Annotated in this window: 22 protein-coding genes; 5 read left to right on the forward strand and 17 right to left on the reverse strand. The window is 42.3% G+C overall.

From position 1 onward, the window contains the following. Nucleotides 1–30 precede the first annotated feature (30 nt). The 15 genes from topA to RWX26_RS04015 form a co-directional block, all read right to left on the reverse strand. Nucleotides 31–2,124, reverse strand: a complete 2,094-nt coding sequence (gene topA, locus RWX26_RS03945; protein WP_314579401.1) for a type I DNA topoisomerase — start codon at nt 2,122–2,124, stop codon at nt 31–33. Nucleotides 2,125–2,208: 84 nt separating this feature from the next. After that, nucleotides 2,209–3,051 carry a DNA-processing protein DprA gene (gene dprA / locus RWX26_RS03950; RefSeq protein ID WP_314579404.1) on the reverse strand — a complete coding sequence of 281 codons (843 nt, stop codon included), beginning with the start codon at nt 3,049–3,051 and terminating at the stop codon, nt 2,209–2,211. A 131-nt stretch (nt 3,052–3,182) separates the two neighbouring features. Beyond that, nucleotides 3,183–3,746: a sugar O-acetyltransferase gene (locus RWX26_RS03955; protein WP_002917210.1), complete on the reverse strand. Its 564-nt coding sequence runs from the start codon at nt 3,744–3,746 to the stop codon at nt 3,183–3,185. Further along, nucleotides 3,722–4,564, reverse strand: coding sequence for a PRD domain-containing protein (locus tag RWX26_RS03960; RefSeq protein WP_314579408.1), 843 nt, complete (start codon nt 4,562–4,564; stop codon nt 3,722–3,724). Before RWX26_RS03960 ends, RWX26_RS03955 begins: the two co-directional genes overlap by 25 nt. A gap of 17 nt (nt 4,565–4,581) precedes the next feature. Continuing rightward, nucleotides 4,582–5,346, reverse strand: coding sequence for a ribonuclease HII (locus RWX26_RS03965; RefSeq protein ID WP_314579411.1), 765 nt, complete (start codon nt 5,344–5,346; stop codon nt 4,582–4,584). Beyond that, nucleotides 5,333–6,184 (reverse strand): ribosome biogenesis GTPase YlqF, encoded by an 852-nt coding sequence (ylqF, locus tag RWX26_RS03970; protein ID WP_314579413.1) that lies wholly within the window; start codon nt 6,182–6,184, stop codon nt 5,333–5,335. The genes RWX26_RS03965 and ylqF overlap by 14 nt, the downstream gene beginning before the upstream one ends. Nucleotides 6,185–6,325: 141 nt before the next feature. After that, nucleotides 6,326–6,664, reverse strand: coding sequence for an ATP cone domain-containing protein (locus RWX26_RS03975; RefSeq protein WP_002895476.1), 339 nt, complete (start codon nt 6,662–6,664; stop codon nt 6,326–6,328). 244 nt (nt 6,665–6,908) lie between these two features. Then, nucleotides 6,909–7,508: a hypothetical protein gene (locus RWX26_RS03980; RefSeq protein ID WP_314579415.1), complete on the reverse strand. Its 600-nt coding sequence runs from the start codon at nt 7,506–7,508 to the stop codon at nt 6,909–6,911. A gap of 60 nt (nt 7,509–7,568) precedes the next feature. Further along, nucleotides 7,569–8,504 carry a 4-hydroxy-tetrahydrodipicolinate synthase gene (dapA, locus tag RWX26_RS03985; protein WP_314579417.1) on the reverse strand — a complete coding sequence of 312 codons (936 nt, stop codon included), beginning with the start codon at nt 8,502–8,504 and terminating at the stop codon, nt 7,569–7,571. A gap of 82 nt (nt 8,505–8,586) precedes the next feature. After that, on the reverse strand, nt 8,587–9,663 hold the full coding sequence (locus tag RWX26_RS03990; protein ID WP_314579420.1) for an aspartate-semialdehyde dehydrogenase: 1,077 nt from the start codon (nt 9,661–9,663) through the stop codon (nt 8,587–8,589). 499 nt (nt 9,664–10,162) lie between these two features. Then, nucleotides 10,163–10,687: a GNAT family N-acetyltransferase gene (locus RWX26_RS03995; RefSeq protein WP_011836982.1), complete on the reverse strand. Its 525-nt coding sequence runs from the start codon at nt 10,685–10,687 to the stop codon at nt 10,163–10,165. Next, nucleotides 10,684–11,337, reverse strand: coding sequence for a DNA alkylation repair protein (locus RWX26_RS04000; protein ID WP_268697622.1), 654 nt, complete (start codon nt 11,335–11,337; stop codon nt 10,684–10,686). Before RWX26_RS04000 ends, RWX26_RS03995 begins: the two co-directional genes overlap by 4 nt. A 3-nt stretch (nt 11,338–11,340) precedes the next feature. Beyond that, on the reverse strand, nt 11,341–11,952 hold the full coding sequence (locus RWX26_RS04005) for a DUF5052 family protein (protein ID WP_314579425.1): 612 nt from the start codon (nt 11,950–11,952) through the stop codon (nt 11,341–11,343). Further along, nucleotides 11,949–12,482: a GNAT family N-acetyltransferase gene (locus RWX26_RS04010; protein ID WP_314579427.1), complete on the reverse strand. Its 534-nt coding sequence runs from the start codon at nt 12,480–12,482 to the stop codon at nt 11,949–11,951. The genes RWX26_RS04005 and RWX26_RS04010 overlap by 4 nt, the downstream gene beginning before the upstream one ends. Nucleotides 12,483–12,558: 76 nt before the next feature. Continuing rightward, entirely contained in the window at nt 12,559–14,229 is a 1,671-nt protein-coding gene (locus RWX26_RS04015) for a formate--tetrahydrofolate ligase (protein ID WP_314579430.1), read from the reverse strand. A 213-nt stretch (nt 14,230–14,442) separates the two neighbouring features. Here RWX26_RS04015 and RWX26_RS04020 point away from each other — a divergent pair, with 213 nt between their 5' ends. The 5 genes from RWX26_RS04020 to RWX26_RS04040 all read left to right on the forward strand — a co-directional run bounded on the left by RWX26_RS04020 (nt 14,443) and on the right by RWX26_RS04040 (nt 18,665). Beyond that, nucleotides 14,443–15,126, forward strand: a complete 684-nt coding sequence (locus RWX26_RS04020) for a phosphopantothenate--cysteine ligase (protein ID WP_314579433.1) — start codon at nt 14,443–14,445, stop codon at nt 15,124–15,126. A gap of 11 nt (nt 15,127–15,137) precedes the next feature. Next, the gene (gene coaC, locus RWX26_RS04025; RefSeq protein WP_314579434.1) at nt 15,138–15,689 is read left to right on the forward strand and encodes a phosphopantothenoylcysteine decarboxylase; all 552 of its coding nucleotides are present in this window, start codon (nt 15,138–15,140) and stop codon (nt 15,687–15,689) included. Further along, nucleotides 15,673–16,236 carry an ECF transporter S component gene (locus RWX26_RS04030; protein WP_002924636.1) on the forward strand — a complete coding sequence of 188 codons (564 nt, stop codon included), beginning with the start codon at nt 15,673–15,675 and terminating at the stop codon, nt 16,234–16,236. Before coaC ends, RWX26_RS04030 begins: the two co-directional genes overlap by 17 nt. Before the next feature lie 238 nt (nt 16,237–16,474). Further along, nucleotides 16,475–18,193 (forward strand): phospho-sugar mutase, encoded by a 1,719-nt coding sequence (locus tag RWX26_RS04035; RefSeq protein ID WP_314579439.1) that lies wholly within the window; start codon nt 16,475–16,477, stop codon nt 18,191–18,193. 124 nt (nt 18,194–18,317) lie between these two features. Further along, complete coding sequence (locus RWX26_RS04040) at nt 18,318–18,665, forward strand: thioredoxin (RefSeq protein ID WP_314579441.1); 348 nt, start codon at nt 18,318–18,320, stop codon at nt 18,663–18,665. Between the two features lie 42 nt (nt 18,666–18,707). Here RWX26_RS04040 and mutY read toward each other — a convergent pair whose 3' ends face one another. After that, a complete protein-coding gene (gene mutY / locus RWX26_RS04045; RefSeq protein ID WP_314579444.1) occupies nt 18,708–19,868 on the reverse strand; it encodes an A/G-specific adenine glycosylase in 1,161 nt (386 codons plus the stop codon). Nucleotides 19,869–19,933: 65 nt separating this feature from the next. Continuing rightward, entirely contained in the window at nt 19,934–20,911 is a 978-nt protein-coding gene (gene pta / locus RWX26_RS04050) for a phosphate acetyltransferase (RefSeq protein WP_314579446.1), read from the reverse strand. Between the last annotated feature and the right edge of the window lie 4 nt (nt 20,912–20,915).

Below are 20,915 nucleotides of genomic sequence, written 5' to 3' on the forward strand. Positions count from 1 at the left end.
TTTTACATAATATAAATTATGTAAAAGGAGCTATTTCACTTTTTCTTCTTCGTAATCGCCATTGCTGCAGACCACTTGCTTGCCGCCACCACGAACTTTCTTTTCAATCAGATAATGGTCACATTTTGGACAGTTCCGACCGACTGGCTTGTCCCAAGATGTGAAATCACAGTCAGGATAACGATCACAGCCATAAAAAATGCGATTTCGCTTAGTCTTACGCTCGATAACTTGACCTTTTTGGCACTGTGGGCAGGTCACGCCGATTTCCTTGACAATAGCCTGAGTGTGACGACAGTCTGGGAAGTTACTGCAGGCGTAGAACTTGCCAAATCTACCCAACTTGATGACCATTGGACTGCCACAGACCTCACAATCAAAACCAGCTGGTTCATCCTTGATTTGGATTTTCTCCATTTCGGTCTCGGCCTTAGCTACTTCCTTTTCAAAAGGTTGATAAAACTCGTCAATAACCTTCTGCCACTGCTCTTTTCCAACTTCTACATCATCCAGTTTTGCTTCCATTTCAGCTGTAAATTTCACATTTACGATGCCTGGGAAGAATTCGACAATCAATGAATTGACAATCTCCCCTAGTTCCGTCGGCTCAAAGCGCTTAGAAACCAGCTTAACGTAATATCGTTTCTGAATGGTCTCAATAGTCGGTGCATAGGTAGATGGTCGACCAACACCATTTTCTTCTAAAGTCTTGATGAGAGTCGCTTCAGAATAACGTGCAGGTGGCTGGGTAAAGTGCTGTTCTGGATTGGTATTGACTCGCTTGACTGTATCCCCCTTTTCCATATCTGGCAGCATTTTATTCTTGTCAGAGTCGTTATAAATAGCCAGATAGCCATCGAACTTGACCTGACTGCCATTGGCGGAAAATTGGACACCATTTTGCCCCAGCTTAACATTCATAGTATCAAAGACTGCTGCTGTCATTTGGCTGGCTACAAAACGGTTCCAGATTAGAGTATAGAGCTTAAGCTGATCCTTGTCCAAATACTTTGCGATGCTTTCTGGAGTATTGAAAACGCTGGAAGGACGAATGGCCTCGTGGGCATCTTGAGCGCTAGAAGCGTTCTTAGCCTTGCTGCCATGTTTGGAATATTTAGCACCAAATTTATCCGTGATAAAGCTTGCTGCTTCATTTTGCGCTACAGGACTGATACGAGTCGAGTCGGTACGCATATACGTAATCAGACCTTGTACGCCAGAACCGATGTTAATCCCTTCATAGAGCTGCTGAGCCACCATCATGGTCTTACGAGTCCGGAAATTAATCTTATTAGCGGCATCCTGCTGCATTGAGGAAGTCGTGTAGGGTAGCGGAGCATTGCGTCGACGCTCTTTCTTTTCAACGCTGTCAACTGTAAAATCATCACCCTTGAGGTGAGACAGGACTTCTTTGACCTCGTCGTTGTTAGACAACTTCATCTTTTTACCATTCATACCGTAGAAGCTGGCCTGAAACTGACGGGTTCCTTTCTTGAAGGTTCCGTCAATTGTCCAGTATTCTTCTGGTTTGAAGGCGTTGATTTCATTTTCCCGGTCGATAATCAGCTTGAGGGCAACAGACTGCACTCGACCAGCTGACAGACCTTTCTTGACTTTCTTCCAGAGAATAGGAGAAATGGAATAACCAACCAAGCGATCCAGAACTCGGCGAGCCTGCTGCGCATCGACCAAATCCATATCAATCTGGCGCGGCTCTTTAAAAGCATTCTTGACTGCATCTTTGGTGATTTCATTAAAGACGACGCGGTTTTTCTCTTTCTCATCCAGATTCAGAATGTGAGCCAGATGCCAAGAAATAGCTTCTCCTTCGCGGTCCGGGTCACTTGCCAGAAAGACTTGCTTAGCTTTCTTCGCTTCTTTTTTCAAGTCATTAATCAAGGGACCTTTACCACGAATATTGATGTATTGTGGCTCATAGTTGTTCTCAAAATCAATGGACATAGTAGACTTTTTCAGGTCACGAATATGCCCGACACTGGCCAGAACCTTGTAGTTTCGTCCCAGATATTTTTCTATTGTTTTTGCCTTGGCAGGCGACTCTACGATGACAAGATTTTTCTTGGTCGTAGACTTTTTCTTTGTTTTTGTTACCAATTTAGACACCTTCTATAAGAAATAAATCTCATAGAGTTTAAACTATTTTTTGATAGATGTCAACTGCTAACTTTTCTTATAGGAAAACTTGTTTTAAAAATCAAACTCAGAAAGGACGTCAGAGCCTGATTTGATGCACTTTGCGCCCTCTTGAATTAAATGATGGCAACCATCAGATTTTCCATCTAAAATTGACCCTGGAATAGCAAAGACATCCCGCCCTTCTTCCATGGCTCGCTCACAGGTAATCAGGCTGCCTGAGCGCATCTTGGCTTCTGCCACGATGACGCCTCGACATAGACCGGCGATAATACGATTCCGCTCTGGAAAGTGAAATTTCAAAGGCTGTTCACCTGGACCATACTCCGTCAGCAATAAATGATTTTTGCCAATGTAAGCTTGTAGTTTTTTGTTTGCCTTGGGATAGAAGACATCTAATCCCGTTCCGATGACAGCAATTGTCTGACCTCCGTTTTGCAGGGCAGCCATATGGGCCGCCGTATCTACTCCACGAGCTAGGCCACTGACGATAACCAACTCATTGTTTAGCTCTTTGATAATCTTTTGTACAGAGGCATTTCCTTGCTTGCTGCTGTCTCGACTGCCAACGACTGCAGCCTTGGGCAATTCTAGTAGATTTAGATTTCCCTGATAAAATAACAAAGTCGGTGCATCGTAAATCTCGCATAAATCCCAAGGGTAGATATCATCCAAGATAGAAAAGGATGGAAAAAGTTCAAATTCTTCCTTCAAAGCTGGTAAATCAAGCCTCTTGTATTTCTCTATAAAGAGGGCAGGATTGCGACACTCAGATACGACAGCCTTATCTCGCAGAGAAAGCTTGCCATCTTTACTCTCGGCGTATCTCAAAACATTTAAAACCTGATGATTGGTCAAACCAGCTTTTTTCAATTTATAAATTTCAAAATTATTCATTTTTTCACCTCACTTTCTTATTCGTAAAAAAGTTCAAAAAAAGAACTGCAGTACAGTTCCTTCTTTACGATTCTATTAAATTTGATGTTGTCAATAGCTGGTTTCTATGCCTATCGCCTTTAACACATCTTTTATTCTTTATGAACAGGGATTTCCTTAATAATCTTAGCAGGATTGCCAGCCAAGACTACATTATCACCAAAAGACTTAGTCACAACCGCTCCTGCTCCGACTACGACATTATCCCCTAGTGTCACGCCCGGCAGAATCGTCACACCTCCGCCAGCCCAGAAATTATCACCAATAGTGATTGGTGCTCCGTACTCAATTCCGGAATTCCTTTCCACTGGATCAAGCGGATGAAGAGGTGTCAGAAACTGGCAATTAGGACCGAGCAGGGCATTGTCTCCGATGCGAATCGGGCAAACGTCCAGCATAGTCAGATTCCAGTTAGAATAAAAATTCTCGCCTAGATGAATATTGATTCCATAATCACAGACCAAATCAGGCTTCATAGCAAGATTCTCTCCTGTGCTGCCAAACCATTCTTTGATAATAGCACTTCTCTTGTCGCTGTCTTGCTCTTGGTTAAAACGATATTGAAATTCTTTGGATCGGGCTCTAATTTTTCTTAAATCTTCGTCTTGTGGTCGGTAAATCTCTCCAGCAATCATTTTTTCGTATTCGCTTTGCATGTCATCCTCCTTTTCATGCGTGACAAATGGATGGTCAGGTAAAGTTGTTCATCCTCTGATGTTTGGTAATTTCTGGTTTGCTTTAAAAATTCAGCAATCTTCCTAGTGGTTTCATAGGCCAAGGGATACTTACATTTAAGTAAGCCAAACATTTCATTGTCCTCTAGGTCACGGTGGCCTCTATCAGTCAGGACTCGCTCACAGAAAAATTTTAGATGGGTCATGAAGCGCTCAAGGTAGATGTCTTCCTCGTCTAAAGAAATTTCCAAACTGTACTTGACAATGGTCATGATTTCCTCCATCATCATAGTCAAATCACGCGCAGTTCCATCGCCATTTTCCAACTCTGCATTGACCAAGGTCAGCGCTATAAAAGCTGCTTCTTCCTCTGGAAGTTCCTTACCGATATAAGCGCTCAAAAGCTGTTTGGCATACTGACCAACCTCAAACTCGATAGGAAAAAAGCGTCTAATATCCCACATGAGGAAATTCTTGAGGTAAATATCATCTTCCAAGCGCAGCAAGACTCCGTGGATATGATCTGCCATCGCCAGAAAAGCAGTGTCTTTGAGCTTCTTCTGCAGTTTCTCCCTTGCGAAAGAAATAATCTTATCCGACATTTCCATGACCTCTGCTGGCAACTCCATCAGAAGCTGGCGTCTATTTTCTGACAAGACATACTTTTTCTCAATCAGCTCATCTGGAATCTCCTGGCCAACTTTTCGACCAAAGGCCAGTCCTCGTCCCATGAGAATAACTTCTTCTTGGTCCTCTTCAGAAATCACCACATTATTGTTTAAGATTTTACTGATTAGCATGCCTCACCTCTTCGTGCTTATTCACACATTGATTTTACGGGTTCAAATGTCTTGCGATGAATAGGAGTTACGCCATTTCGCTCCAAGCCCTGCAAATGGCTCTTAGTTCCATAGCCTGCATTTTGCGCAAAATCATAACCAGGATATTCTTTGTCATAGTCTGCCATCAGCTTATCTCGAGTGACCTTAGCAACAATACTGGCCGCTGCAATAGATAGCGAATTAGCATCACCTTTGATGATGGACTCTTGCGGAATCTCGACATCTAGCTTCATGGCATCAATCAGCAGATAATCTGGCTTGAGACAAAGCTTAGACAAAGCATCTCTCATAGCAAGCTTGGTCGCTTCATAAATATTGACTTGGTCAATAATCTCATTGTTCATCAGGCCAATACCGACTGCCAAGGCTTTATCTATGACTGCTTGATAGATATCTTGATGCTTTTTCTTGGGTATCTTCTTGCTGTCGTTAAGGCCCTTAATCTTACATCCCGGAGGTAAGATAACTGCTGCAGCGACAACTGGTCCAGCTAGAGGACCGCGGCCGACTTCATCAATCCCAGCAATCGTCTGATAGCCGGCTTGATAAAGTTCTTTTTCATACCGTAGCATCTGCTCCAGACGCAAATCCTCGTCCAACTCTGCCTGAATGACTCTTTTACGCTTTTCAATCGCCTTTTGAACTCCGCTGCGCAAATCATTCGCCGCTTCTGCCAGAAAAGGATCAGCCAAATCAGTCACTAACTCTAAACGTTGCTGGATTTCTTTAATCGTTGCCATCTAGTTCACCAACCATATCCAGACAATAACGGCCTAACTTGCCATCGCGAACATCTTTGACGAAAAGGCTGTAAAAACGATCGTAGTCATCGCGGAAGCCGAGTTTTTGAGTCATATCCATAATCATATCAGGTGCTTCCTGACTCAGATCCAGCAGCTTGAAGCGTGCTGTCAGCTCTTCAGGATAATGCTCCTTAAAGTAATTGAGGCCAAAAATCGTCACCTCATCCATAGGCAACAGATTATCCTTAATAGCTCCAGTCAGGGCAAGCTTGAGAGCAACCGTCTCATCTTCAAACTTAGGCCAGAGAATCCCTGGTGTATCCAAGATTTCCAAGTCTTTATTTGACTTGAGCCATTGCTGCCCCTTGGTCACACCTGGCTTATTCCCTACAACGGCAATTTTCTTACCTGCCAAGCGATTCATGAGGGTTGATTTTCCGGCATTTGGAATACCAATTATCATGGTACGCAGGGTTTCGACGCGAATTCCTCTCTCTTTCTGACGCGCCAATTTGTCAGCCATAAGCTTTTTAGCTGCATCTGTCACTTTTTTTACAGCAGATTGCTCTTTGGAATTAATAGATAAAGTCGGAATCCCCTGACTTTCAAAATAGCTCTGCCATTCCTTGATACGAACAGGGTCTGCCAAATCAGCCTTATTTAAAATCAAAAGCTTAGGTTTATCTCCCACAATCTTAGTCAGCATAGGATTTTGACTGGATAAAGGAAGCCTGGCATCAACCAGTATCGTCACAAAATCAACAAACTTAATATTTTCCTGTACCTGTCTCCGTGCCTTGGACATATGCCCCGGAAACCATTGAATCGTTGCCATAATTTATCCTTTCAACGAATATCATTGATAAAATTTTATATCCTTAACTATTTTAACATATTTCTAGAATTTAAGCGGGTGAATTCTAAAGCGACACTCTCTACCTCAAGAGCAAAAAAAGCCCTAGCGGGCTTTCTAACTTTATCTTACTTGTTCAAAATGCAGATGCACAGCTATATGATCTCCATAGCCATTGCGCTCTAAATCGCGCTGTAAGCGATAGGAAATATAATGCTCGGCAATAGTAATATAACCTGCACCCAAGAGGCGACTTTCAACCATGGACTGGATCATGCTAATCGTCGCACGCTCAACCTTAGCTTCTTCCAAATCCAGAACCACTTTCTTTGTAACCTGCGCTAAATTCTGACGCAAATCATCTGTCAACACATAGACAGTCTGTGCTGCCTTTAAAACTGCTTGATAGATTTTATCTGGGTCAAATTCTACAACCTCACCGCTCCGTTTAATAACTTGCATAAAAAACTCCTTTTATATTATATATTTCTAATCTAATGTAAAACTCTAACATGACTGCTGCCAGTCCAGTTGTCTATAGTCTGCTCAAAAAGAAATCTCAAAGTCAGACCATACCTTAACATTATATAATTTTTTCCAATATTTTTCAAAGGAAGCTCTCTTTTTTATATGCTCTTCAAAAACTATCAGATTCTGAATTCACTTTTCAGTTTAAGTCAATACAACTAAAATAACAAGCCAAACACTATGTATCGGATTTCTCTAATATTATGTCCTGTCTTTTATAACGATAGTGCATTTTCCAGTGATTTTCAGATACTTCTTCTAAACTCAATGTTTTGTTAATAGCCTTAAAGAACAATTTTTCTTCTTCAACTCTCTTTAAGAGCTCAACTAATAACTCTCCTCCAGCATTCAGAGAAATTAAACTATCATCCTCACTATCATATTGAAGTAAAATTTTCTTTGTTGGTTTGTGAATGATGTTATAAAGATTGAAAGCTTTATCGATTTCAAAATTTTTCTCTTTGTCAGCCACCATTGACAAACTGTGCAGCTCCAACTGACCGATTTTAAAAGCTCCAAAGAGACTGAAAACTATCCCTAACGCAGCAAGTGTTTCCCAGATGAAAGAGAAAAGTTTCAAATCCCAGTCCGTTATCAGTATTAGAAGTAAATAAATAATTCCTAAAACAGATCCAAGTAAAATCAATCCTGAACCATAGCAACCTGCCTTATCACCGGTTCGGATAACTGGCTTATCATAAACTTTTTTTCCCTCAAGTTTTTCCAGTCTATGCTTAGCCTTATACTCCTCAATTCGTTCACTATGTTTTTCTGTCACAAATTTCAATTCTTTCTTTATTATTTTTATCTATGTCAATCCTAAAACTGCTGCTATCAATCAATAATCCGGTCTCAGGACTCCTTTAACCGTCTCTTTGGTTGCTTGGTAGTCGCCATCAACTACGACCTTGATAATGCGTTTGGCATCTTCTTCGGGAGCCGGCACAAGAGGTAAGCGGGTTGGACCAGCTGCAAAGCCTAAGTAATTAAGGACAGCCTTGACAGGGGCAGGGCTTGGGTAAGAGAAAAGAGCATTGACTTTAGGAATGAATTTCCGTTGGATAGTTGCTGCTTTTTTGATGTCATTGTGTTCAATAGCATCCAGCATTTCAAACATTTCATCACCGTTTGTGTGAGAAGCAACAGAAATAACTCCATCAGCCCCCAAATTCATAGCATGAAAGGCATCACCATCCTCACCGGTATAAATCAGAAACTCCTCTGGACGATGCTCAATCAGATAGGCCATATTCGCCAGACTGGTACATTCTTTAACGCCGATAATATTTGGATGTTCTGCCAATCTTAGCATAGTCTCAGGCGTCATCTCAACAACTACCCGCCCAGGTATATTATAGATAATGATAGGCAGGTTTGAAGCATCCGCAATGGCTTTAAAGTGCTGATACATCCCTTCCTGAGAAGGTTTGTTGTAATAGGGTACAATGGCCAAACCAGCTGCAAAACCACCAAATTCATCTACTTCTTTGACGAATTCGATAGAGTCGCGCGTTTCATTGGTACCGACGCCGGCTATCAAAGGAACACGCCCCTTGACAACCTTTTGAACTGCCGCAAATAACTCCAACTCTTCATCGTGAGTCAGGGTTGGACTTTCTGCAGTTGTTCCAGCCAGCAAAATCCCATCCGTATGATGTGCCAAAAGGTGCTCAATCAAGTCTGGAATAGCATCAAAATTGATGGAACCATCTTCATGAAAAGGTGTGATAAAAGCTGTGATGATTTTACAGTTTTTCAGATCCGCATACGCCATAAACTTACCTCTCTTTATTATACGAAAAGAGGGTTGAAAGAACGATTATTCAACCCTGTACTGTCAAGTTTCCTTGGTCACTTTATTTTAATTCAAAAACAACTTCTGCTATTGGACGAACTAAACCACGCTCATGCAGTGTCTCTGCGATTTGAACAGAATTCCAAGCCGCCCCCTTAAGAAGATTGTCTGAAACAACCCACATGTGGATTCCTTTTTCCGCATCAAGATCCTTACGAATTCGGCCGACAAAGGTTTCTTTCTTACCAACCGCATTGATTGCTTGCGGATAAACCTGATGAGCTACGTCATCTTCTAAAACAGCTCCTGGGAAAGCTGCGATTGCTGCTTTTACCTGTTCAATAGGTGCCACTTCCTTAGTCTCGATGTAAACAGACTCCGAGTGAGCAGACAAAATTGGAAGACGAACACAAGTCGCAGAAACAGCAATAGAATCATCTTCCATGATTTTCTTAGTTTCCTTAGTCATCTTCATCTCTTCGTAAGTATAGTCGTTATCTGTAAAGACATCAATCTGAGGTAAGGCATTAAAGGCAATAGGATAGTGTTTTTTATCACCGCCACATGGCAGGATATTGGCTTCCGCATCCTTAGGATTTACACCATCATTGAGAACAGAGCGTAATTGAGCTTGGGTTTCAAGAATGGCTCCCATACCTGCACCAGAAACTGCTTGATAGGTAGACACAATGATACGCTCCAGCCCCCATTGCTGACGAACAGGCTCTAAAGCCACCATCATCTGAATTGTCGAGCAATTAGGGCAAGCGATAATTCCCTTGTGCTGATCTAAGGCATGGGCGTTGACTTCTGGAACAACCAGAGGAACATCAGGATTTTGACGGAAATAAGAGGTGTTATCGACCACCACCGATCCCGCTTTAACTGCGTAAGGAGCGAATTTTGCTGAGGTAGAACCTCCAGCTGAGAAGAGAGCAATATCTACACCTTCAAAAGCCGTCTCAGTCGTTTCTTCGATAGTAATATCTTGTCCTTTGAACTGGAGAACTTTTCCAGCTGAACGAGCAGACGCCAGATAGCGTATTTTATCAATTGGAAGGCTAGATTCTTCCAGCATTTTAATCATTTGAGATCCAACGGCACCAGTGGCACCTACTACAGCAACTGTATATCCCATGCGATAACCTCTCTGAATTTTCAAAAAATTTTGTATTGTTAGTATTATACTATTTTTAGGGAAAAATGCAAATATTTCTGAAGAATATAAGTGTGATATTTGGATAAACCACACCAACTCTCTTACCTCTCTAAGAGAAGTTTCAAAGTTTACAGCTTTTGTTCTCACGAACAAAACTGCATCCATTGCTCTACGACTCAACTGCCTTCTGCGAAGTTGTTTCGCAAAGAGCAATAGCACTCACGACGCCAACCGTCTCAGTATCAATGTCTCTAAGCTCGGCTGCGACTAAACGTCTTGCCTATCTAAGAGACATAGAAAAATCCCCAATCCGTAGACTGGGGATAAGGGCACTTTCGTGTGATCAGCAGGTTCACACAACTGATCAAGATCCGCTCCTGCGTTATGACCTCCCATGCTTCAATTTGCAGAAAATCTGCATATCGACTCATCGCACGAAATATAGTTTACCTTATCTTTTTCCGTTTTGTCAAGGTATTTAATCTAAAATATAAACAAAAACTTGTCTATCTTTCCATTCTTGACCTTCTTTTTGGAATTGTTTCCGTACTCCTTCACGATAGAAATCAGCTTGCTCTAGTAATTTTTGCGAAGGGATATTCTGTAGATCAACATGTGCTTCTAAACGATGAAATCCTAGTTCGCGACTGACTTTCTTGAGTTCTTCTAACATAGCTCTGGCGTAACCCTGACGCCAAAATTGATTATGTATCGTATAGCCTATTTCCGCCCATTGGAAATCGTCTCTAGCTAGCACAAATAAATTAACCATACCTACATGTTTTCCGCTTTTTGCATCATAAATTCCCCAAATATACTGTTGGTCTTTCTCTCGAAAATCACGGTGCTTAGCCACCAAATCCGCAAACCAACTTTCTGTACAAATTGTCATATCTAAAAGCCCATCATCAAATGGCGATTGGGAAGGTAGTCTATTGGAAAATCCTTCCAGCCAAACCGAGAAATCCTTCTCTTCCAGATATTTTAAATAAATATGTTTCATAAATACTTACTTCCCTCTCGAATACTAAGGGCAGCCATTGCTGCTCGATTCCATTCTATAAAATCTCTGACCCAGTCTGGATTGGTTTTGGAATAATCTCTCAGCGCCCAGCCGATGGCCTTGTTAATAAAGAATTCTGTTTGGCCTAGATTATTCACTAAAATCTTCTCCAAGAGCTCCGTGTCCGTTTCTTCTTTTCGCAACAGCTGGTGATCAATAGCTAAGCGCCGCAGCCAGATATCCTCATCACGACTCCAAGCTAAAATAATCTCTTTGGTTTCTGGAAATCGGGCAATGATTGATCCAACCGAGCGGTCCAAAAAGTCTATGGTATCCCACCAAGATTTTGTTTGGGCCAGCTTTTTCAAACGTGGCAAGTCAGATGGAGTCAATAGTTTCTTGCGACTTTCCAGATAATCTAGCGCGGCATACTGCAATTCTCGATAGGGATTTTTCCAAGCTTCATTTATAAAATTCCAGTCAATGACGGAGTCAGTCTGCTGTTTGAAAAAAGCCTTTGCAAGCTTCCGTCTGGCTGGAGTCTTGACTCCTAGAAACTCAAATTTATTTTTCATATAGGCTTTCATAGCTCCCGCATCGTCAGGGTTAGCTACTGCTTTCAGATTTTCAAGCAACTCTTCTACATCCATAACTTACTCCAGCAATTCACGGTCATAAATAGTGTAGTCGCAGCGGTAAATCACGAGGCGCTTGCCGTCAATCAGCAATTCAGAGGTTTTTGGAGCATCAGATTTATCAAGAGAAACACGGTCTCCAGCATAGGCAGCCAACGGAGTGCCGTTTTGAGAGCGAATCAGAACAACCTTTTTCTTTCCGGTAAAGTCGTTTTTAAAGGCTGAAATCATGCGATTTAAAACGGGAACTGCATGACTGTTCTCCTCAACATCTGTAGTCTTTTGATACTGGGCAAACACATCCTTCAATCCCTTTTCTTCTGCAATCAAGGAAGAGCCCACATGGTCAATCTCATACTTACCCAAGGTTATTTTGAGCACAGAAGAATCTTCCTTGGAATTTCCTTCCGCATCAACTGAATCAAACTCCTCGTTACGCGAGATGGATAGTGACTTGCCCGACATCTGGTCTATGAGTTGGGAATTCTCATCATAGGTGCGAACCGTCATCTCCAACCCCAACCATTCCTCCTTGGCATTTTTAAACCAATTTTCAACAGCCTGACAACCGGTCAGGGTCAAAAGACCAATACTAAAAAGAGCTATTAGTAAATATTTCTTTTTCATCATTTACGCTCCATTTCTTTTAAAAGTTTGATGGGGCCAGCTTGCTTGTCCAAGGACTTTTGCAGCCAAACAATGTCATGCCAACGCTCGAATTTATAGCCCATTTTAGGGAAATGCGCCACCTGCTGATAGCTTCTTTTTCGATGCAAAGCCAGGCTAGCTTCGTTAGGCAGAGAAATACAGGCTAGAAAATGCATATATCCCATCTGATCTAACAGGTCTTCAAGCTTATCATAAAGCTTACTGCCGACTCCTTTTCCTCTAGCATCTTGACTGACATAAACCGATAATTCCACTGCCCAATCATATGCTGCACGCGCATAATAAGTCGAAGCATAAGCATAACCTACGACTACACCGTCTTCTTCCGCCACCAGGTAAGGATATTTTTCCAATGTTGTCGCAATCCTATTTGTGAAATCTTCGATAGTTGGAACTTCATACTCAAAAGTGATGGCTGTATTTTCCACATAAGGCGCATAAATAGCAAGCAAGGTTGCAGCGTCTGATGGAGTTGCTAATCTAATGTTCATGTTGACTCCATATTCTATTCTCATTATTTTCACTATTATACCAAAAAAGACTCGTAAAGAGCCTTTTAAACCAAGATCAAAATAGACCAATCGCTGTGCCGTCTGCTGCCACATCCATATTAAGTGCAGCTGGGCGTTTCGGCAATCCTGGCATGGTCATGACATCTCCTGTCAGAGCCACGATAAAGCCCGCTCCAAGTTTTGGTACCAGTTCACGAATTGTAATTTCAAAGTTTTCTGGCGCCCCCAGAGCAGCAGGATTGTCAGAGAAGCTATACTGTGTTTTGGCCATACAGAGTGGTAGCTTGTCCCAGCCGTTTTTGACAATTTCGCGAATCTGAGTCTGCGCTTTTTTCTCAAAGTTCACCTTCGAACCACGATAGATTTCTGTGACAATTTTTTCGATTTTTTCTTCAATAGATAAATCATTGTCATAGAGACGAGTGTAATACGCTGGTTTTTCGTCAATAGTTTTGACTACAGCCTCAGCCAAAGATACACCACCTTCGGCGCCGTCAGCCCAGACGCTAGCTAGCTCAACCGGTACTCTGATTTCTGCACAAAGTTCTTTAAGAGTAGCAATTTCAGCTTCTGTATCAGTAACAAATTCATTAATAGCAACAACTGCTGGAATACCGAACTTACGGATATTTTCAACGTGGCGTTTAAGATTAGCAAAACCTGCACGAACTGCTTCTACATTTTCTTCTGTCAGTGCATCCTTAGCTACGCCGCCATTCATCTTAAGAGCACGAAGGGTTGCAACAATGACTACTGCATCTGGAGAGGTTGGCAAGTTTGGCGTCTTAATGTCCAAGAATTTTTCAGCACCAAGGTCCGCACCAAACCCTGCCTCAGTCACTGTATAATCAGCCAAGCGCAGCGCTGTGCTAGTCGCTAAGACAGAATTACATCCGTGGGCGATATTGGCAAAAGGCCCGCCATGAACAAAGGCTGGTGTCCCGTAAATAGTCTGAACTAGATTTGGCTTAATCGCATCTTTCAAGACCAAAGCCAAGGCTCCTTCTACCTCAAGGTCACGAACATAGACTGGTGTGCGGTCATAGCGATAACCGATGACAATGTTAGCCAAGCGTTTTTTCAAATCTTCAATATCCGTAGCTAGGCAAAGAATCGCCATAATTTCAGAAGCGACCGTGATATCAAAGCCATCTTCGCGTGGAATACCGTTAACTGGACTTCCTAAGCCAACAGTCACATGGCGAAGAGCCCGATCATTCAAGTCCACCACACGTTTCCAGATAATGCGGCGCTGATCGATTCCCAGGGCATTTCCTTGATGTAAATGATTATCAATAAGAGCTGACAGGGCATTATTAGCAGTCGTAATGGCGTGCATATCACCAGTAAAATGCAAGTTGATATCTTCCATCGGTAGAACCTGCGCGTAACCGCCGCCAGCAGCTCCTCCTTTAATCCCCATCACCGGTCCCAAAGACGGTTCGCGGATAGCAATCATAGTTTTCTTGCTAATTTTGTTGAGCGCATCAGCTAGTCCAATAGTAATGGTAGACTTACCTTCTCCAGCTGGTGTCGGATTGATTGCCGTTACCAAAATCAGTTTGCCAACAGGATTTTTTTCAACCTCACGAATCTTATCAAAGCTGAGCTTGGCCTTATACTTACCATATAGTTCCAAGTCATCATAGTCGATGCCGACTTTTTTCACCACATCAACAATAGGCTGCAATTCAACACTTTGAGCAATTTCAATATCTGTTTTCATCAAGAACTCCTCTATCAATTAATATAAAGATTATAACAAAAAAGAGCAAAATCTACACGATTAAACTCTAAATAGATTTTAATGTTCGGAAAAAAACAAAAAAATGGAAATTTTTGTTCTCTAAACTATAAGATTTTAGAGTCACTTCTCCGCTGTGACACTCTGTAATTAGAATTATTTTACTAAATTTCTTTTTTCTTGTAAAATAGTGCTATGAACATATTGATTACTTCTGGCGGGACCAGCGAGAAAATCGACCGTGTCCGCTCTATTACAAATCATTCGACGGGCAGGCTAGGGAAAATCATAGCTGAAACATTCCTAGACAAGGGCGATCAGGTGACTCTGGTGACGACTCCCAAGGCTGTCCGCCCGGCAGCTCATCCCAATCTTACCATTGTCCAGATTGAAAACGTTGCAGAACTGCTTGAAAGCTTGAAGCCGCTCGTTCACACACATGATGTACTGATTCATGCAATGGCTGTTTCTGACTATACTCCCGTCTACATGACTGGTTTGGAAGCTGTAGCAGCTAGCTCTGATTTGACTGAATTTCTGAATAAAACTAACTCAGAAAGTAAGATTTCTTCTCAGGATGATGTTCAAGTTCTTTTTCTCAAAAAGACACCAAAAATCATCAGCCTGGTAAAAAAATGGAATCCAGACATTCGCTTGATTGGCTTCAAACTCTTGGTTGATGTTTCTAACGAAGAGTTACTCGAGACCGCACGAGCCAGTCTCATAAAAAATCAAGCAGAAATCATTGTCGCCAATGATTTAACAAAGATTTCTAACCAAAAGCACAGAGCTTACCTTATCGGAAAAGATACTGTAATTCAAGCTCAATCCAAAGAAGAAATTGCTCAGCTCCTCTACCTGCATATCCACAATACATAAGGAGGAACAAGATGACTCAGATTACCTTAGCTGTCAGCGGAAGTATATCAGCCTATAAGGCTGCTGACATCACCAGCCGTCTAAAGAAAGAGAACTTTGAAGTAGCTATCCTCATGACAAATGCAGCGACAGAATTTATCACACCGTTGACCCTGCAAGTCTTGTCGCAAAGACCAGTTGCAATCGATATTATGCAAGAACCTGACCCTAGCAAGGTCAATCACATTGATATCGCTAAAAAGTCTGACCTCTTTTTGCTGGCCCCCGCTACAGCCAATACCATCGCTAAACTAGCCAACGGCTTAGCTGACAATATGGTGACAGCTACTGCCCTGGCTCTGCCGACTCATACTAAGAAAGTTTTGGCTCCAGCTATGAACACTAAGATGTTTGAAAATCCACTAACCCAACACAATTTGGAGCGTCTGCAGCGTTTTGGATGGAAGATTATCCAGCCGCGCGAAGCTGTTCTAGCCTGTGGCGATCAGGGGACAGGTGCTCTAGCTGAAATTGATACAATTATTTATACAGTAAAGGAACTTATTTATGAAAAAACAATCTAAAATTGCTCAAATTGCTATTTTCTTTGCCATCATGTTGGTACTGCACCTGCTCAGTTCAGTCATTTTTAACCTGCTTCCAGTACCGATTAAGCCTACAATTATTCACATCCCAGTGATTATCGCCAGTATCCTCTATGGCCCTAAAGTCGGGGCTGTCCTAGGCGGCCTCATGGGATGTATCAGCGTTATTACCAATACCTTGGTACTGCTGCCAACCAGCTATCTCTTTAGCCCTTTTGTGCCAAATGGAAGCCTCTCTTCACTTCTTGTTGCCATGGTGCCTCGAATTCTCATCGGTATCACTCCTTATTTCGTATATAAAGCAATGAAAAATAAGGCTGGCTTGATTGTAGCTGGTTCCGTTGGTTCTGCCACTAATACCATCTTCGTCTTGGGCGGTATCTTCTTTCTCTTTTCAAATGTATACCAAGGAGATATCAAAGCACTTCTGGCTGTGATTCTATCAGCGAATTCCATTGCCGAGTTAATCATTTCTGCGATTTTGACAGCAACTATCATTCCTGCGCTTGAAAAAGCCAAAAAATGATGATGATTTAGTTTTCTGGACCAAGCCTTGCTTTGGTCTTTTTTTAATCCCACAATTCCGCTATACCATTCTGAAATCCTTGAAACAATACCTTGAAAAGTATTTCATCGTTTTCTAGGTAACCTCTTTCAAAATTAATGAAAATATGCTACAATGTAAGCGATTAAGAAAATTTAAGAGCAGGATTTTTTACTAAAATTTCCAACTCTTCATTTCAAAAATAAAGGAGACTCCACCTATGACTTATCAAGATAACTTCAAAAAATGGCTTGATTATGCTGAACTTCCTGACTATCTTCGCCAAGACTTGAACAGTATGGACGAAAAAACTAAGGAAGATGCCTTTTACACCAATCTTGAGTTTGGTACTGCTGGTATGCGTGGTTTGATTGGCGCTGGTACCAACCGTATTAATATTTATGTTGTCCGTCAGGCAACCGAAGGTTTGGCTCGCTTGATTGAAGAAAAAGGTGATGAGTTCAAAAAACGCGGTGTCGCGATTGCTTACGACTCCCGTCATTTCTCACCAGAATTTGCCTTTGAATCTGCTGCTGTTTTAGCTAAACACGGCATCAAGTCCTATGTCTTTGAAAGTCTGCGCCCAACTCCAGAACTTTCATTTGCAGTGCGCCATTTGGGAACTTTTGCTGGTATCATGATTACGGCCAGCCACAACCCTGCTCCATTTAACGGCTACAAGGTATATGGTGAAGACGGCGGACAAATGCCTCCGCATGATGCGGATGCATTGACTGATTACATCCGTGCGATTGAAAATCCTTTTACTATTGAGGTCGCTGATGTTGAAGCTGAAAAAGCTTCTGGATTGATTGAAGTGATTGGCGATGCTATTGATGCTGAATACCTCAAGGAAGTTAAAGATGTCAATATCAACCAAAAACTGATTGATGAATACGGCAAGGACATGAAGATTGTCTATACTCCTCTGCACGGCACTGGTGAAATGTTGGCTCGTCGCGCTTTGGCTCAAGCAGGATTTGATTCTGTTGAAGTTGTTGAAGCTCAAGCTGTAGCTGATCCAGACTTCTCTACTGTTAAGTCTCCAAACCCTGAAAGCCAAACAGCCTTTGCCTTGGCTGAGGAATTGGGCCGTAAAGTTGGTGCAGATGTTTTGGTCGCAACTGACCCAGATGCTGACCGTGTCGGTGTCGAAGTTCTGCAAAAAGATGGCAGCTATCTCAACCTTTCAGGTAACCAAATCGGAGCTATTATGGCTAAGTACATCTTGGAAGCTCATAAGAGTGCTGGAACTCTGCCAGCAAACGCAGCACTTTGCAAGTCTATCGTTTCTACTGACTTGGTGACTAAGATTGCCGAAAGTTATGGCGCAACCATGTTCAATGTCTTGACTGGTTTCAAATTTATCGCTGAAAAGATTCAAGAATTCGAAGAAAAGCACAACCACACCTACATGATGGGATTTGAAGAAAGCTTCGGCTATCTGATTAAACCGTTTGTACGTGATAAAGACGCTATCCAAGCTGTTCTGGTTGTAGCTGAGCTAGCTGCCTACTACCGCTCACTTGGCTTGACTCTGGCTGACGGTATTGAAGAAATCTACAAAGAGTACGGTTACTTTGCTGAAAAGACTATCTCTGTAACCTTGTCTGGTGTTGATGGAGCTGAGCAAATCAAGGCTATCATGGCTAAGTTCCGTGACAATGCTCCGAAAGAATTCAACGCTACTGCTATTTCTGTCACAGAAGACTTTAAGGCTCAGACTTCTACCGCTATAGATGGTACAGTTACAGCTCTGACAACTCCTCCAAGCGATGTGCTGAAATACACCTTGGCTGACGGTTCATGGATTGCTGTTCGGCCATCCGGAACAGAACCAAAAATCAAGTTCTACATTGCCGTTGTCGGTGACAGCAATGAAGATGCTCAAACAAAAATTGCTGCTATTGAAGCAGAGATTAATGCCTTTATCAAGTAAAATAACACTATCAACCAAGCAACCAGAGGATGAATTTCGCATTCTCTGGTTTTTCGTTTCCAAATCAAGCATTTTTCTGCATTTTATGGCATACTAGTCTTATCAAAAGAAATGAGGATGATTTATGGAACAATTTGATCAAAACATTAAAGACCTTGAAGTCACAACAGTTGACCGCGCTCGTCAAGCGATTGCTGACAAAGAGACAGCAACTTTCTTCGTTGGTCGCAAAACTTGCCCTTACTGCCGTAAATTCGCTGCTACTCTTGCTGGCGTTGTCGCTGATACCAAGGCGCATATTTTCTTTATCAATAGCGAAGAAGCTAGCGAATTAGAGAAATTGCAAGCCTTCCGCTCTGAATACAGCATTCCGACGGTTCCTGGTTTTGTTCATGTTCAAGACGGCCAAGTCTCTGTTCGTTGTGATTCTTCTATGACTGCAGATGAAATTAAAGCTTTTGCAAACTTGTAAAATTGATTCAAAAAAATCTGAGACCAATTAGTCTCAGATTTTTTATTTATTTCTAGCTTCCTGAAAAGCCTCCCACATCTTCTGCTGGGGTTTGGCAAAGGGGTAATTGCCAAAATCTTCTGGATGAAGCCACAAGACCTCTCCATCAGCTGCGTGTTGGCTATCTTTGACTCGTCCATAAGCTAGCTGAATATGCCACTTACGATGACTGAAAACATGCTGTACTTTTGAAAAGGACTGCTGCTGCCAATCAACAATCAGATCATAATCCTGCTCAAAACTTTCTTGAGGAGACAAGTCCAGACTTGACTGATTTTCTGCCACCTCAAAGAGGGACATCTGATTTTCAGTTTGAAATTCCTCAATTTCAATCAAGGGAAAATGCCAAAAACCTGATAATAAGCCAGCAGCCTCATTCTTTTCAAGCAAGAACTGTCCCTGTTCGTTTTCGATAATCAAGCCTTGCAGATAGACTGGAACTGGCTTCTTTTTAGGTGCTTTGATTGGATATTTATCCATAGTTCCGTGCAAATAAGCTGCGCTGAACTCTTTTACAGGACTGTCTTCTGGATGGGGATTAACAGGGGCTTCAATATCTGAACCCAGATCCATCAGTGCTTGATTGAAATCTCCGGGTCTATCTGGATCAATCAGAATCTCCATCATAGCCTGAAAGACCTTACGATTGCTAGGTTGGCCAATATCTAAATCGACTTCAAATAAGCGACTCAGCACCCGCATGACATTGCCGTCTACCGCAGGCTCGGCTAGGCCAAAGGCAATACTAGCAATAGCACCAGCCGTATAAGGACCAATCCCTTTGAGACTGGCAATTCCTTCATAGCTATCAGGAAATTTTCCAGCGAAATCCGTCATTATCTGCTGGGCTGCTTTTTGCATATTTCTCACCCGAGAATAATAACCCAACCCTTCCCAAGCCTTGAGCAGTCTATCTTCTGGTGCCTGTGCTAAGTCAGCTACTGTCGGGAACCAGTCAAGAAAGCGCTCATAGTAAGGAATCACCGTATCCACCCGAGTCTGCTGCAGCATAATCTCAGAAACCCATATATGATAAGGATTATTTGTTCTGCGCCAAGGCAGGTCGCGTTTGTTTTCATCATACCAAGTCAATAATTTTTCACGAAAAGAGGCAATTTTATCTGCCCCCCACATCTCAATTCCGTATTCTTTCAAATCTAACATAAATCTAGTATAGCACAAGGCAAGAAAAATTGGAGAGCTTACGCCCTCCAATCGCTTTCAATCGTTTAATAATGACCGACAGCCTGACTGGCTGTAATCAAAGTCAGCTTGTATACGTCATCCGCATTACAGCCTCGAGAAAGGTCATTAACTGGGTGGTTTAGTCCTTGTAGGATAGGACCTACCGCTGAAAAGCCACCCAAACGCTCTGCCATTTTGTAGCTGATATTCCCTGCCTCGATACTTGGGAAGACAAAGACGGTCGCTTGACCTGCCACAGGGCTGCCAGGTGCTTTCAGTTCTGCTGTTGCGGGAACAAAAGCTGCATCAAACTGCAATTCACCATCAATAGCCAAGTCTGGACGCATTTCCTGAGCCAACTTAGTCGCCTCCACAACCTTATCAACCTTTTCTCCGAAACCAGATCCTTTGGTCGAATAGCTGAGCATAGCAACTTTTGGATCGATACCGAAAATTTGTGCTGTTAAAGCTGAGTTAACAGCAATCTCCGCCAAAATATTGGCGTCTGGATCAATATTGATGGCACAGTCACTGAAAATATAGCGTTCGTCATCACGCACCATGAGAAAGGCTCCTGAAGTACGAGACACCCAAGGCAGGGTCTTGATGATTTGAAGAGCCGGTCGAACAGTCGCTGCTGTGGAGTGAATCGCGCCAGATACCATTCCTTGGACTTTACCAAGATAAACCAACATAACACCAAAGTAGTTGACGTCTTCCTTTAGCAACTGATGTGCTTCATCTGCAGTGATTTTCCCTTTGCGACGCTCAACGAATGCTTCTACCAGTTCCTCAAAGCAAGAACAGTTTGAAGGGTCAATAACCTGATATCCTTCTTTTACTCCCTCAATTTCCAGATAAATACGGATTTTATCTGGATTCCCCAAAAGAACTGGTGTAATATCGGTTTCTTTCACCAAGCGTTTAGTTGCTTGCAAAATCCGTGGCTCCTCACCCTCTGGCAAGACAATCTTTACTTCCTTATCTTTCAAGGCTTCACGAATTGAGTCAAAAATTTTCATGTTT

It is taken from the genome of uncultured Streptococcus sp., from assembly GCF_963536705.1.
Classification (GTDB): domain Bacteria; phylum Bacillota; class Bacilli; order Lactobacillales; family Streptococcaceae; genus Streptococcus.